Origin of the sequence: Mycobacterium sp. MAA66 (genome assembly GCF_041261665.1) — a bacterium.
Classification (GTDB): Bacteria; Actinomycetota; Actinomycetes; order Mycobacteriales; family Mycobacteriaceae; genus Mycobacterium.
The window spans coordinates 298381-312634 of the sequence record NZ_JBGCCC010000003.1; the positions used below are offsets into that span (position 1 = coordinate 298381).

Genomic DNA, 14254 nt, shown 5'->3' on the forward strand with positions numbered 1-14254 from the left:
TCGTTCAATTTCTCGGTTAGCGCAGCAGCACAGCGGGATTGAGATAACCGGTCGGATCGAATGCGGCTTTGACGGCCCGCATGGCGGCGATATCGGCATCGGTGCGCGACATGGTCAGGTAGTCGCGCTTACGGGTGCCGACGCCGTGTTCGGAGCTGACGTTGCCGTCGCAGTCCGCGATCAACGCCATCATCTCTGCGTACAGGGCGTGCTCGATCTCGTCGGAGACGTTGCAGCGCACCAGGTTCAGATGTAGATTGCCCTCGCCGATATGGCCGAACAGTACCGGGATGGCATCCGGGGCGTGCTCGGCGACCACCGCGGTAGCGCGGTCAGAGAACTCGTGGATCTTCGAAAGCGGCAGCGACACATCGAATTTCAGTGGCGGGCCGTACCAGCCGAGGATCTCGGCGATCGATTCGCGCACCTGCCACAGCCGCGCCGACGCAGAGGTGTCCATCCCCACCGCGGGCTCACCGGCCAATTCGGTATCCGCCAACGCGGCAGCGAGTAGCTCGGTCTGGTCGGTCTCGCCGGCCATCTCGATCAGGAGCTGCCAGCAGCCGGGGACCGGTGCGGCCACTCCCAGGTGTTCGGCGGTCAGCGTGCTGGCACGAGAGTCGATCAGCTCCAGCGCCGAGATCCCGTCCGCATCGCGGAACCGCCGGCCCGTGGCGATCAGCGCGTCCAGATCGTCGAACCCGGCCACCGCGGTGACCCGGTGTGGCGGCGTCGGATGCAGTCGTAGATCAAGCCCGGTGATGACCCCGAGGGTGCCCTCGGCTCCGACGAACAATGCGGTCAGGTCGTAACCGGTGTTGTCGCTGCGCACCTGGCTGTGCCGTCGTAACACGGTGCCGTCGGGCAGGGCGACGTCGAGTCCGAGGATCTGCTCGCCCATGTTGCCGTAACGCACGGTGCGCAGGCCGCCGGCGTTGGTCGATGCCATGCCGCCGACAGTGGCTGAGTCCCGTGCGGCGAGATCCACGCCGAATACCAATCCTGCTGCCGCAGCTGCCTTTTGCACTGCCGCGCAGGTGACCCCGGCGCCTACCCGGATCCGGCGCTCGATGGTGTCGACTTCGCCGATGCGCGTGAGCCGCTCGGTGGACAGCAGCACGTCGTCATGCTCGGGGACAGTGCCGGCCACCAACGACGTCCGCCCACCCTGCACGGTGACGTAAGCGCCGGCGTCGCGGCAAACCCGCAGCACCGTGGCGACTTCATCAGAGGTGCCCGGACGGACCAGGGCACCGGCCCGACCCCGGTACCGCCCTGTGTGGTCGACGGTGCGCCCGGCCAGGACATCGGGGTCGGTGCTGAGATATCCGGCACCGACCACCGCCGTGAGGCGCTCGATGAGTGTTTGAGTCATCGAGGTGCCCCCGATGTCACCGAGAGGAACGCACCCAACTCGATCAGCCCGTCGGGAGTGCCCGGCAGATAGTCGGTCAGCTGCGTCGACCGCACCAGGTACGCCGCGTACTTCGCCCGGCTGATGGCCACGTTGAGGCGGTTGCGGTTGAGCAGGAAGCTCATCCCGCGCGGGACGTCGTCGACCGACGAGGCGGTCATCGAAATGAACACCACCGGCGCCTGCCGGCCCTGGAACTTGTCGACCGTGCCGACCTGCGTAGCTTCGTAGCCCGCCGCATCCAGCCGTTCCCGCACCAGAGTGACCTGCGCGTTATACGGTGTCACAACCAGAACATGTTCGGGTCCAAGGGAATTGGCGCCGTGCTCGTCGGTCCACCGGCGGCCCAGCAGGGCGCTGATCGCCGTCACGATCGCGTCGGCCTCCTCGGGGCTCTCGGTGGAATTGCCCTCGTGCGCCACCGTGAGCAGATGCACTCCGGGTTCGGTACCGGACAACTCACGCGCCGCGCTGACCTGTGCTGCCGACTGCAGTCGGTTGTCGTAGGACAACGCGGAAACCGGCGCGCACACGGCCGGGTGCATGCGGTAGGAGACGTCGAGGAAGTATCCGCGTTCGGCGGGCAGGGTGTGTTGCCCCTCGACCAGCCAGCCCAGTGCCGACTCGTCGACCGGCTCGGGGTGGGTGCCCTGGCTGACCTGAGGCAGCTGCTGCGGATCGCCGAGCAACAGCAGGTTGCGCGCGGCCGGTGCGACGGCGATGGTGTTGGCCAGGCTGTACTGGCCGGCCTCCTCGATGACCAGCAGATCCAGGACCCCTGGCGGTACCCGGTTCGGATTGGCGAAATCCCATGCGGTGCCACCGATTACGCAGCCGGTCTGATCATCGATGAACGCGGCGTACTGGTTGTCGGGAACATCCATGAAGGGGGCGTCGTCGGCTGCCTGCTTCTTGCCGACGCGCTGCCCGTCGACGCCCGCCTTGACGACTTCGATGAGCAGGTTTTCCACCACGGCGTGCGACTGGGCCACCACACCGATGCGCCAGTGGTGCAGGTTCACCAGTGCCGCGATGACCCGGGCCGCGGTGAAGGTCTTGCCGGTTCCCGGCGGGCCGTGCACGGCCAGGTACGACGCGTCCAAGTCCAGCAGGGCCGCGGTGATATCGGCCGCCATGTCGTCGCTGTGGGGCAGCGTCGCGCCGGAGGTGGTGCGCGGGTGGTTGCGTAACAGGATGTCCAGCACCGCCGTTGGCGTCAGCGCGGGCAGGCCGGCGGCGACCTCGGCGGCGGTGGTTGCGATCGACTCGCGCATCGGCTTGGTGTTGACCGGGCCGCCTGGGGTCAGTGCGAACGGCAGTTGGCTGAATTCGCCGGCGTCTTTGGGTGTCCGGTGCAGGATGGTCACCTCGGTGCCGTCTTCGTTGCAGTCGATGACCTTCGCCGATCCGGCGGCGCGCACTTCGGGATCGTCGGAAAGCCCTGCCGGCGATGGTGGGTCGTACAGTGCGTAGATCTCCGCGCCGGGCGCCAGCGTTCCGTTCGCGATCTCGCCGATCAGTCGGACCTGCCGCTGTGGCTTGCGGGCCCGCGGTGGGGTGTTCCAGTCGACGACGACCTCGGGCTTCTCGTTGGCCACGAAAACGCCTGCGTTGTCGGACCATTCGTCGACCGGATTGTTGATCCGGTCGAAGTGGGCCCACCAGAACGGTTTGTCTTCGCGCTGGTGGTAGCCGCGGGCCGCCGCCAGCATGGCGACGGCCTGCTGCTCGGCGGTGCGTAGACCGACCCCGTCGCCCGCGAAGTCGGCCAGGGCGCGCTGCGTGGCGTCGTCGACCGCGGCTTCGGAGGGGGAGCCGCCGGTGACCGGGACCGGCCCACGAGGGGCGATGCCTTCGGAGAAGGCCAAGGACAACAACCAGTTTCGCAATTTCTGCGTGGAGACGCAGTCGTAGCGGTTGTAGTCTTCGATCTCTTTGAGTACCACCGCGGCTTCGTCGTGGTTCCCGCCAGCGGTCAGCTCGGTGTACCGCGCGTACTGAGTTATCGAGTCGGTGGCCTTGGTGACCTCGCCGTCGCGCAGCTCGCCGCCCATGTACAGCGGTTCCAGGTATTTGATGCTGTAGCTCTCGGTTCCGACCCGAATGCTCTTGCGTACCAAGGGAAGAAGGTCGACCAGGATACCACTGCGCAGCAGCTCGTCGACCTCGTCCTCGCCGATGCCGTACCGGCCGGACAGTCGCAGCAGCGTGCTCTTCTCATATGCCGCGTAGTGGTAGATGTGCATGTTGGGGTGACGCTTGCGCTGTTTGCGTACCAGGGTCAGGAAGTCGATCAGGGCCTGGCGTTCACTGGATCGGTCGTGTGCCCACAGCGGGTGGAAGCCGCCCGTCGCGGTCAGGGTGCCCCAGAGGTATTCCAGACCCCAGTCGCGTCCGTTGACCGTCCACAGCGGATCGCCCTCGTAGTCGAAAAAGAGGTCACCTTTGTCCGGCTCGGGCAGGCCGGTCAGCGGCTGCGCGTCGATCACCTCGAACCGCGGCTTGGCATCGACCAGGGGCGAGACCTGTAGCCGGGCCTGCCCGGTCAGGCTCGCCGCGATGCGTGTCGACAGCCCGGGCACCGGACCGGTGTGCTCGGCCAGCTCGTGCACGGTGCCGATGCCGGCGTCGTGCAACCGGGCCCGCTGGCTCATCCGCATGCCGGCCACCAGCAGCAGGTCGTCGCGCGCGCGAACCTCGACGGCGCACACCTCGCAGCGGTGGCAAGCCCGCACGGCCGGGTTCTCCCACGTCACCGGTTTGCCGCCGCCGTGGTGCTCGTCGAGTAGCCGTTGCAGCGCCTCGCGCCGCGGCGCGTACACGGGCAGCAGTTCGGCAATGGGATAGCTCGCGATGCTGCCGTCGCCGAGCACCAGATCGACCTCCGGCGCGACGGGCACGCCCGCGGTGGCCAGCGCGTCGGCGTAGGCCGCCAGCTGAAGCAGGGCCTCGACCTTGACCGACCGGGCCAGCTTGGTATCCCGCAGGCGGTATCCCTGGTCGGTCAGGATCAGAAAGTCCGCGAATCCAAGGAACCGTCCGTCGAACATCGCCGCCTGGTAGACCACCGGGGCGCGGCGCTGCACCGCAGCTCGGGTGGCTTCGGCGGCGGCGACCAGCCCGCCGACCGTATAGGGCCGCGGCCGGCCGATCACGGTGACGTTGTCGTCGAACTGGGCGCGCAGTTCGTCGAGGTGACGTTGTTCGTGGTCGTCACCGAGGGTCGCGGTGCGGGTCAGCAGGTCGTCCTGGTCAGATGTGCCTGGCCCCCAGCCCAATTGGCCGTCGAAGGCACGCAACAGGGCATACTCGCACCGGGCCGCTGCGGCCAGGTCCGAGGCGCTGTAGATGACGGTGCCGCCGTCCGCGCTCAGGAACACGTGGTCACCCTATGGCAGCGGGCCGACAGTCACGCCCAGCCGGCTATGGCATCACCGAGGTCGACGAGCCCCAGAAGCCGTTCATGGGCTGGGCGTATTTGTCGTTGTCGGTCAGCGTCGGAAGGCCCAGTGCATCTTCGATGGTGCGCGCCAGGCTGTAGTGGTTGGCATAGCTGTCGTCGGTGAAGTGGCCCGAGCGCATCCCGCCGGCAACGGCGCCGGGCGAGGGGATGACGATCGTCACGACGTGGTTGCCGCCATTGCCGAAGCCGAGTGACAGGTTGTCGGTGTCCTCGTCGAACGTGAGGAAGATGGCGCTCTTCTGCGTCGGGTCCTGCCAGACCGGCGAGTCCATGATCGTCGAGACGGTGCTCTGGATGAAGTTGTCACCCGCTTTGACGTTGTACTGGTGGTTGGTCAGCAAGCCGCCGAGGTACTTGAGTACGCCGGAGACGCCGTCGACGGGGCCTTCCATGTTGTTGGCCTCATTGGCCGCAAACCAGGCGAAATTCGGTGTGGTGGAGGCTGATTGGAGATCGTTGGCCATCTGGGTGAGCGGCAGGATGTGTGCGGTGGCGCGGGCCTGGTTGTTGTAGATGTCCTGGTATGCCAGGAAGGGCAGTTCGTCGGGCGCGTAGTCGCTCGTCGCGACATAGGGTCCCGCCGCGGACATGCCCTGGGCATAGCCGGCCCAGGTCTTGCCCGCTGCTTCGATGCTGTCGGCAAGGTTCGGCGCGTTGATGCAGTTGGTCGCGCAGTTGTAGTTGATGCCGAAGTCGGAACCACCGAGGATCGGGTAGTAGTTGGGATCGCTCGGGTGGGTCAGCGCGTAGTAATCCGTCTCGACCCCATACGTGTTGGCGAGGCTGTTGATGTACGGCGCATTGGGGCTGCCGACGATGTCGCCGTAGCCCTTGTTCTCCATGTAGACCATGAAGACGTGATCGAGTGAGCCGACCGTCGACGCGGGCGGTGTTGGCGGCGCAGGTGCGGGCAGTGCCGCGCCGACGGTGAACGAGAGGTCGTCGGCGTATGCGTTGTTGTAGCCCAGGGACGCCGGGTTTGAATCCTTGAGGGTCAGAACCACCTGTGCGGAGCGGGTGCCGACGGGGATGGTGCCTGAGGTGTCGCGCTGCAGCAGTCCGGTCTGGAAGAAGCGATCGAGCGCGGTGACCGGTCCGATGTTCCCGGTGCCCAGCTGGGTGCCATCGGCGCCCAGGAATCGGACGGTGACCGAGGCCGCCGAGGGGTCGGTCATCGCGCCCCCGAGCCAGCCGCTCAGCTTGAACGGCAGCGAGCCCGCGTCGATGTTCGCGGCTGCACCACTCAGATCGACGGTCTGCGACAGCGTTGCGGTGCCGACGTTGCCGCCGCCGAAGAACTGCACATCCCCGGGAGTCGGACGATCGCTGGGGAAATTGGCGTAGGACGGCATCAACGGTCCGGGCGTGCCGAACGGCACTGCGATGCGGCGCTGGGTGCCGTATTCGATGACCGTCGGGGTGCCGGTCACGGTCCAGCCCGGAATGGTCACCGAGCTGGTACCGGTCAGCGACGGGTCACCGAGTTCCGCGCTCGGGTTGACCAGCAGATTGGGGCTGGTCACCGTCCACGCGGGAGCCGCGGCCTGTGGTGGGAACAGATTCTGTTCGATCTCTTTGCGCACCCACGCCAGCACCGTCCACACCACGGGCGACTGGGCGGGGACGTTCGACGGCAGTGTCGAGACCAGCGGCCCCAGGAGCGTCTTCATGAATTGCTTGGCCGCGCCGACCACCGTGCTCACGATGGTGCGGATGGTGGACGTCGACGACGATGCTGCCGGGGTGAGGACGTGCGAGGTGGTGGAGTTCGTCGCCGCGGCTGTGGCCACGACCGCCGCCGCGGACCGGGCGACGGGGTGGCTGGCCACCGCCGCGACAGGTACCGGCGAAGGTTGGCTCACCTTTACGGCCGCGGTGGGGGACGGCTTGGTGCTGAGCGCGGCGGGAGTTGAACGCTTGGCCGAGTGGACCGCGGTCTTCGGCGGTGTGGCGCTTGCCGGGTCTGCCTGGTGCTTGGGCGCACGCGTGTCGTGCTTCGTGCTGTTCGCAGACGGATGTTTGCCGGCCGCGTTGGTTGACGATGAGGTGGACGCCGATGACGGCTCGGCGCAGGCGGTCGGGCTCGCCGCCATCGATATTCCCACTCCGAGGAAGACTGCCAGTGCCCCGACCCGGCCGACGTATCGTGAGCAACCCATTGACGTTCCCCTTCGCCATTCGCATCGGCCGCGACGCTCAAAATTGACGTCACGGTAACGCCGCATGGCCCCGGACATGGGAAAACTCGCACGTTGGCAGCTGTTGTACAGCTTTCGAGTAGGAGTCGGACAGCTGGAGTCGGCCCCAGTTGTCAGCGGGTGTTGCCGATCAGCTCGACGCCGTTGCCGTTCCAGTGGAATCGCACCACGCTCTTGAGGTCGCTCTTGGGGTTGGCGTAGCTCAGAGCGACGGTGTCCCCGGTGCTCTGGGTCGGGTCGATGCCGTTGAAGCCGAAGGTGTCCGGCACCCCGGTCGGGATGAACTGGCCGAGGTGGAACATCACCGCGCGGGTGCTCGGATTGTCACCGTTGGTGTTGGCCTTGACGATGACCACTGACAGCGGCGCGCACTCGTTGTAGTTGCCGGCCAGCGGTTCGGGGCTCCACCCCTGCTTGCTGCGCGGGTCCGGTGGCAGCGAGGCAACCGCCTTGGTGATGGCGGGTGCGGTCAGGCTGACGGCGCAGGGGTCGGCAGCGGCGGCACCGGTTGTCGGTCCGGCGGCCACGGTCGGGGCGACGCTCGCCGATTTCGGTGTCGAGGGGGTCAGCGGACCGGGAGTTTTGGAGGCTGTGGAGTCGCTCGACCCGCAGCCGCTCAGACCGGTTGCCAGCAGTGCGGCCACCACGATCGCCATCGATTTCGGTTCGGCACAGCGCACCGGGCCACCCTATAAGGCCGGTGCTCACCGGCAGGGCAGGCATGCGGGGTATATCCGACCCGGCAAACCACTAGACTCCACCCATAATGACGACGTCTTCGCCCGAGGCCGACCCGGATTCGGGCCCCGCCGACCTCACCTTTGCCGACCTGCAGATACGCCCTGAGGTACTGCAGGCCCTCTCCGATGTCGGCTATGAGTCGCCGTCACCGATCCAGGCTGCCACCATCCCGGCAATGCTCGCCGGCTCCGATGTGGTCGGCCTGGCCCAGACCGGTACCGGCAAGACCGCGGCGTTCGCGGTCCCGGTGCTGTCCAAGATCGACCCGACCAGCCGAAACACCCAGTGCTTGGTGCTGGCGCCCACGCGTGAATTGGCGCTGCAGGTGGCCGAGGCGTTCGGCAAGTACGGCGCGCATCTGAACGTGAATGTGTTGGCGGTCTACGGCGGGTCGTCGTACACGCCGCAGCTGGCCGGGCTCAAGCGCGGCGCACAGGTCGTGGTGGGCACCCCGGGACGGGTGATCGATCACCTGAGCAAGGGCAGCCTGAACCTGTCGCACCTGGACTATCTGGTGCTCGACGAAGCCGACGAGATGCTGCAGATGGGTTTCGCCGAGGACGTCGAACGGATCCTGGCCGACACCCCGGAGTACAAGCAGGTGGCGTTGTTCTCGGCCACCATGCCGCCGGCGATCAAGAAGATCACCGCCCGGTATCTGCATGACCCGGTCGAGGTGACGATCAAGGCCAAGTCCCAGACCGCGGAGAACATCACCCAGCGCTACATCCAGGTGGCAGGTCCGCGCAAGATGGACGCGCTGACCAGGCTGCTGGAGGTCGAGCCGTTCGAGGCGATGATCGTCTTCGTCCGGACCAAGCAGGCCACCGAGGAAGTGGCCGAAAAGCTCAAGGCCCGTGGGTTTTCCGCGGCTGCCATCAACGGTGACATCGCGCAGGCGGTCCGCGAGCGCACCATTGCCTCGCTCAAGGACGGCTCGATCGACATCTTGATCGCCACCGACGTGGCGGCGCGCGGCCTGGACGTCGAACGCATCTCGCACGTGCTGAACTACGACATCCCGCACGACCCCGAGTCGTACGTGCACCGCATCGGCCGCACCGGGCGGGCTGGGCGGTCGGGCACCGCGCTGCTGTTCGTCACCCCGCGGGAACGTCACCTGCTCAACTCGATCGAGCGGGTCACCCGCAAGAAACTCGTTGAGTCCCAACTGCCCTCGGTTGATGATGTCAACGCCCAGCGGGTATCGAAGTTCTGCGATTCGATCACCGATGCGCTCAATGCGCCGGGAATCGAGTTGTTCCGCAGGCTGATCGAGGACTACGAGCGCGAAAACAACGTGCCGTTGGCCGACATCGCCGCGGCGCTGGCGGTGAAGACCCAGGGCGGCGAAGAGTTCCTGATGAAAGAGCCGCCCCCGGAGAAGCGCCGGGAACGGCCGGACCGCGAGCAGGGCGACCGGGCGGATCGCGGTGACCGCCACCCCCGATCGGTGCGTGAGGATCTGGCCACTTACCGCATCGCGGTGGGTAAGCGGCACAAGGTGATTCCGGGTGCCATCGTCGGGGCCATCGCCAACGAGGGCGGGTTGAACCGCAGCGATTTCGGGCACATCAGCATCCGGGTCGACCACTCGCTGGTCGAGCTACCGGCCAAGTTGAGCAAGGACACGCTCAAAAAGCTTGAGAGCACCCGGATTTCGGGTCAGCTGATCAACCTCGAGCTGGACCATGGCGGTCGGTCGGACCGGGGCTCCTATCAGGACCGGGGCTCGCGCGGTGACCGCGGCTCGTATCAGGACCGCGCCCCGCGTCAGGGCCGTAGCCGCGACGACGACCGGCGGGGTCGGGGCGAAGGCAAGCACAAGCACCAGTGACCCGGGTCGATTCGCTCACCGGGATCCGTGCTGTCGCAGCGTTGTTGGTGCTGCTGACGCATGCGGCGTACACCACCGGTAAGTACACGCACGGATATCTGGGGTTGGTTTACTCGCGCACCGAGATCGGTGTCCCGATTTTCTTCGTGCTGTCCGGGTTCTTGTTGTTCGCTCCGTGGGTGCGGGCATTGGCGCAGGGGCGTTCCGGTCCGTCGCTGCGCCGCTACGGCTGGCATCGGGTGCGGCGCATCATGCCGGCGTATGTCATCACGGTGCTGGCGGCTTTCGTGCTGTATCACTTCCGGGCGGCCGGCCCCAACCCTGGGCACACCTGGGTCGGACTGCTGCGGAACCTCACGCTGACCACGATCTACACCGACAACTATCTGTTCTCGTGGCTGCATCAGGGCTTGACTCAGATGTGGAGTCTGGCCGTGGAAGTCTCGTTCTACGTTGCCCTTCCGGTGCTCGCGTATCTGTTGACCGTGGTGTGCTGTCGACGGCAGTGGCGCCCCGCGGCCTTGATGGCCGGACTGTTCGCGTTGGCGTTGATCAGCCCGGCATGGTTGACGCTGGTGCACACCACGACGTCCCTGCCCGACGGCGCCCGGTTGTGGTTGCCGACGTATCTGGCCTGGTTCCTCGGCGGGATGCTGCTCGCCGTGCTGGCCCAGATGGGTGTGCGGGCCTACGGTTTTTTGTGTATCCCGTTGGCGCTCATCTGTTTCTTCATCGCCTCGACGCCGATAGCGGGGGAGCCGACCACCTCGCCCACCGAATTGCGGGAGGCATTGTTCAAGACGGTCTTCTACACGGTGATCGCGACGCTCATGGTTGCGCCGCTGGCGTTGGGTAACTCCGGTTGGTACGCACGGGCATTGGCGAGCCGGCCGCTGGTGTTTCTCGGCGAGATCTCTTACGAGATCTTTTTGGTGCATCTGGTGGTCATGGAGTTGGTCATGGTCGAAGTGCTGCAGGACCGGGTGTACACCGGTTCGACATTCGCGTTGTTCACCGTGACGCTGGCGTTCACCATCCCGGTGGCGTGGTTGTTGCATCGGGTGACTCGAGTGCGGAACCCTTAGCGGCCGAAGCGCCGAGGGTGCGGTTAACCGCCAGTGGTTCTTCCGGCTAGCTCCGTGGCAGGTCGTCCGGTCGGCGGGCACGCTGATGAGGTGAACAGCATTCTCGCGTTCGCGGAGCTGATCCGATGACCGCCGCGCAGACCTACGACATCATCGGAGCCGGGTACGTTCGGCGCCGGCAGACCGACCCGAACTGGATGGCGGCGATAGATACGGCGCTGGGTGATGCCCGGACGGTCCTGAACATCGGTGCGGGCACCGGTTCGTACGAGCCGCTGGACCGCCTGGTCATGGCCATCGAGCCGTCGATCGAAATGATCCGTCAACGGGCCGCGGACGCTGCGCCGGTGATCTGCGCCGGCGCCGAGCGGCTCCCGGTGGCCGATGACGAGTACGACGCCGCGATGGCGGTGCAGACCGTGCACCACTGGGCCGACTGGCGACGTGGGCTCGCCGAGATGCGTCGGGTGTCCCGGCGACAGGTGGTCGTCTGCTACGACACCCGGCTGCACGCCGACTTCTGGCTGGCGCGCGACTACATTCCGGAGATTGCCGAATTGGAGTTGGCCCGACCGTCCGCGCACGACATTGCGGCCGAGCTCGGCACCGACTCGATGATTCCGCTGCTGGTTCCGTGGGACTTCACCGACGGCGTGTACCCCGCGTACTGGCGACGACCCGAGATGTACCTCGATCCGGTGGTTCGGGAGACCTGTTCGGCGCTGGCGCAGTCGCCGCCCGACGCGGTCACCCGCGGTATGGACCGGCTGCGCGCCGATCTGCAATCCGGTCACTGGCATTGGCGGAATCGCGAACTGTTGCAGCGCAATGAGTTCGATGCGGGCTTTCGGTTGGTGGTTGCAGGCAACTAGCAGGTGCCCGGCCGCGTCCACCAAATCGGGCCGCCCCCGACCGCGGTGAATTAGGTTAAGCTGCCCTAACAAATGTAGGAGGGCGGCGGATGGCCGAGCAGAAGACAACACGCGGACTGCAGGGCGCACTGGTCAAACTGTGGCGTGGTGGCGACTATCAGATGACGGTCACCGGTCGTACCGAGATCACCGCCAATTACCTGCGCCTGCATTTCACGGCGGGTGAACTGCTGGCCGAACGGCCGGTGCATCCGACCATGTGGATCCGCGGGTGGTTCCCCGACGGCGCCAGGTCACATCAGCGTGGCTACACCCTGGTCAACCCGGACCCGTCCAGCGGCACTGTCGATATCGACTTCGCGCTGCATGAGGGCCTGGCGACCCGGTGGGCTCGCGAGGCCCAGCCCGGGGACGTCCTGGAAGTCACGGTGCTCGGCAGTGACTTTGCCCTACCCGAGCCGGCGCCCGTGGGTTACGTCGTGGTCGGTGACGTCGCGTCACTGCCGGCGATCAATTCACTGCTGGCCGCCATCGGTGACAGTCCGGTCCGGGTGTTCCTGGAATCCGCTCACCACGACGATCGTGAACTACCTGTCACCAACGACATCCCGGTGACGTGGGTGGACCGCAAGAACGCAGGGGAGGCGCTGGTCGAGGCGGTGCGTTCGGCGGCTTTCGATGCATCCGAGCACTTCGGCTGGGTGGCATGTGACAGTCGCACGACCCGTGAAGTGGTCAAGGTCCTGCGCGACGGCTACCACCTGCCGCGCAAGTCGATCAAGGCTCGGGGCTACTGGGAGGCGTGATCTGCCGGGCCCGGGCGAGCGAAGCGACGGGAACTATCCGGGACCAGTTGCGTCACAACGAATTCGGTGAGAATCGTGCGCTCGTCTGCTTCGTCTGCACCGGGAAACATCAACAGCGAGACCATCACCCGGATCAGCCAATTGGCCCGGCGCCGCGCGGCATCCGGCTCCAAGTCGGGCCACTGCGCGGTGAGGAAGGCCGCGATGAGTCCGGTGATGACATCGGACTGCGCGGCAAGTTCGCCACCGATCGGCCGCTGGGCTGCGGCGAACCACGATGACAGCGCCGGACTTTCGCGGACGCTGCGCAATGCGATGGTGACGCCGTCCAGCAGCCGGTCCTGGGGATCGGGTACCTCGGCGATCTGCGCGCCTACTTCGGTGAAGACCCGGAACGTCTCGCGGTGCACGTACGCCAGATAGAGCGTATCGCGGTTCTCGAAGTAGCGGTACAGCGTTGCCCTGGAACACCCTGCCGCCCGGGCGATTTCGAGCATCCCGACGGTCGCCGCGTCCTGCTTGGCGAACAGCCGGTCTGCCGCGTCGAGAATGGCTTCGGCAGCTACTTCGGTGCGGCGTGCGGAAAGCCAGTCGTTTGCCATCAACGAATGGTAAACGGTACCGATAGCGGGCGGCGTACATAGCTGCCCCCGGCCCACACGATGCCGGCCTCGTCGACCTCGAATTCCGGTATGCGGTCCAGTAATTCGGTCAGGGCGACCCGCGACTGCATACGCGCGGCGGCGGCGCCCAGGCAATGGTGGGCGCCGTGGCTGAAGGTCAGGATGTTGCGGGGCTTGCGGGTTACCTCCAGTTCGGCGGCATTGTCGCCGTACTGGCGGTCGTCGCGGTTGCCCGAGCCGTACAGCAGCAGAACCTTGCGGTCCTTCGGGATGGTGCGCTCGCCGATGGTGACGTCGCGGGTGGTGGTGCGGGCCAGGCCCTGCACCGGTGAGGTCAGCCGCAGCAGCTCATCGATGGAATCGGTTATCAGGTCCGGGTTTTCGACCAGCAGTCGCCGCTGATCGGGGCGCTGATGCAGCAGCTGCACCGAGCCGCCGAGCATGCCGGTGGTGGTGTCGTTGCCGCCGGTGACCATGGTGAAGGTGAATGCCAGGATGGACAGCACACCGGCGATGTCACCGTCGGCTCCCACCCCCGCGGCGACCAGATGCGACACCGTGTCGTCCTCGGGCTCCTTGCGGCGCCGTTCGATCAGCGCGGTGAAGTAGCCCATCATGTCGCCCAGCGCGCTGCCGAGGGTCTCCAAGGCTCCGGCGATGCCGCCCTCGGCGGTGTTGGCCGCGACGATGGCCTCGGTCCAGCCGTCGAACTGATCGCGGTCCTCCTCCGGTACACCGAGGTAGTGCGCCACCACCATCGACGGCAGTGGTTTGAACAGCTCGGCGACGATATCTCCGCCTCCGTTGGCTCTGAGCTTCTCCAGACGTTGTACGACGAACTCGCGCACCTTGGGTTCGACGGCTTCGACCTGCCGCGGGGTGAAGCCACGCGACACCAGCTTGCGGAACTCGGTGTGCACTGGCGGGTCGGTCATCACCATCGGTGGATTGTCTTGTAAACCAATGAGTTCCAGCTCGCCGTAGTTGACGGTCAGACCTTGCGCGGAGGAGAACGTCTCGTGATCGCGCGCCGCGGTCCAGATGTCGGCGTGCCGGGACAGCACGTAGTAGTCGGCGTCGGGGTGGCCCTCGGGCACCACGTGATGGACCGGGTCGTGGTCGCGCAGCGCCTGATACACGGACCACGGGTTCGACCATCCGGTGGCGTCGGCAAGCTCGAACCGAACGCCGTGAGACACATTGGTATCCATGTCT

Annotated in this window: 10 protein-coding genes; 4 read left to right on the plus strand and 6 right to left on the minus strand. The window is 66.4% G+C overall.

Going from position 1 to position 14254, the window contains the following annotated elements:
• Positions 1–16: 16 nt before the first annotated feature.
• The 4 genes from ABIA30_RS13720 to ABIA30_RS13735 all read right to left on the minus strand — a co-directional run bounded on the left by ABIA30_RS13720 (position 17) and on the right by ABIA30_RS13735 (position 7731).
• Entirely contained in the window at positions 17–1375 is a 1359-nt protein-coding gene (locus ABIA30_RS13720; protein WP_370066122.1) for an FAD-binding oxidoreductase, read from the minus strand.
• Entirely contained in the window at positions 1372–4794 is a 3423-nt protein-coding gene (locus ABIA30_RS13725; RefSeq protein WP_370066124.1) for a TM0106 family RecB-like putative nuclease, read from the minus strand. The genes ABIA30_RS13720 and ABIA30_RS13725 overlap by 4 nt, the downstream gene beginning before the upstream one ends.
• A 43-nt stretch (positions 4795–4837) precedes the next feature.
• Positions 4838–7036 carry an alkaline phosphatase family protein gene (locus tag ABIA30_RS13730; protein WP_370066126.1) on the minus strand — a complete coding sequence of 733 codons (2199 nt, stop codon included), beginning with the start codon at positions 7034–7036 and terminating at the stop codon, positions 4838–4840.
• 152 nt (positions 7037–7188) lie between these two features.
• On the minus strand, positions 7189–7731 hold the full coding sequence (locus ABIA30_RS13735) for an LppP/LprE family lipoprotein (protein ID WP_370066338.1): 543 nt from the start codon (positions 7729–7731) through the stop codon (positions 7189–7191).
• A 110-nt stretch (positions 7732–7841) separates the two neighbouring features.
• Here ABIA30_RS13735 and ABIA30_RS13740 point away from each other — a divergent pair, with 110 nt between their 5' ends.
• From ABIA30_RS13740 to ABIA30_RS13755, 4 genes are all read left to right on the plus strand, one after another.
• On the plus strand, positions 7842–9653 hold the full coding sequence (locus ABIA30_RS13740) for a DEAD/DEAH box helicase (protein ID WP_370066128.1): 1812 nt from the start codon (positions 7842–7844) through the stop codon (positions 9651–9653).
• Positions 9650–10738 (plus strand): acyltransferase family protein, encoded by a 1089-nt coding sequence (locus ABIA30_RS13745; RefSeq protein ID WP_370066130.1) that lies wholly within the window; start codon positions 9650–9652, stop codon positions 10736–10738. Before ABIA30_RS13740 ends, ABIA30_RS13745 begins: the two co-directional genes overlap by 4 nt.
• 125 nt (positions 10739–10863) lie before the next feature.
• On the plus strand, positions 10864–11610 hold the full coding sequence (locus ABIA30_RS13750; protein ID WP_370066132.1) for a class I SAM-dependent methyltransferase: 747 nt from the start codon (positions 10864–10866) through the stop codon (positions 11608–11610).
• 89 nt (positions 11611–11699) lie between these two features.
• Positions 11700–12416, plus strand: coding sequence for a siderophore-interacting protein (locus tag ABIA30_RS13755; RefSeq protein ID WP_370066134.1), 717 nt, complete (start codon positions 11700–11702; stop codon positions 12414–12416).
• Here ABIA30_RS13755 and ABIA30_RS13760 read toward each other — a convergent pair.
• Both ABIA30_RS13760 and ABIA30_RS13765 read right to left on the minus strand, forming a co-directional pair.
• The gene (locus tag ABIA30_RS13760) at positions 12401–13018 is read right to left on the minus strand and encodes a TetR/AcrR family transcriptional regulator (RefSeq protein WP_370066135.1); all 618 of its coding nucleotides are present in this window, start codon (positions 13016–13018) and stop codon (positions 12401–12403) included. The two genes, ABIA30_RS13755 and ABIA30_RS13760, sit on opposite strands and share 16 nt — an antisense overlap.
• A complete protein-coding gene (locus tag ABIA30_RS13765) occupies positions 13018–14250 on the minus strand; it encodes a cytochrome P450 (RefSeq protein ID WP_370066137.1) in 1233 nt (410 codons plus the stop codon). Before ABIA30_RS13765 ends, ABIA30_RS13760 begins: the two co-directional genes overlap by 1 nt.
• Positions 14251–14254: the final 4 nt, after the last annotated feature.

Coding starts and splice junctions, on each gene's coding strand:
- ABIA30_RS13730 (WP_370066126.1), bottom strand. CDS start 7,036: ATGGGTTGCTCACGATACGTCGGCCGGGTCGGGGCACTGGCAGTCTTC.
- ABIA30_RS13720 (WP_370066122.1), bottom strand. CDS start 1,375: ATGACTCAAACACTCATCGAGCGCCTCACGGCGGTGGTCGGTGCCGGA.
- ABIA30_RS13765 (WP_370066137.1), bottom strand. CDS start 14,250: ATGGATACCAATGTGTCTCACGGCGTTCGGTTCGAGCTTGCCGACGCC.
- ABIA30_RS13740 (WP_370066128.1), top strand. CDS start 7,842: ATGACGACGTCTTCGCCCGAGGCCGACCCGGATTCGGGCCCCGCCGAC.
- ABIA30_RS13750 (WP_370066132.1), top strand. CDS start 10,864: ATGACCGCCGCGCAGACCTACGACATCATCGGAGCCGGGTACGTTCGG.
- ABIA30_RS13735 (WP_370066338.1), bottom strand. CDS start 7,731: ATGGCGATCGTGGTGGCCGCACTGCTGGCAACCGGTCTGAGCGGCTGC.
- ABIA30_RS13755 (WP_370066134.1), top strand. CDS start 11,700: ATGGCCGAGCAGAAGACAACACGCGGACTGCAGGGCGCACTGGTCAAA.
- ABIA30_RS13760 (WP_370066135.1), bottom strand. CDS start 13,018: ATGGCAAACGACTGGCTTTCCGCACGCCGCACCGAAGTAGCTGCCGAA.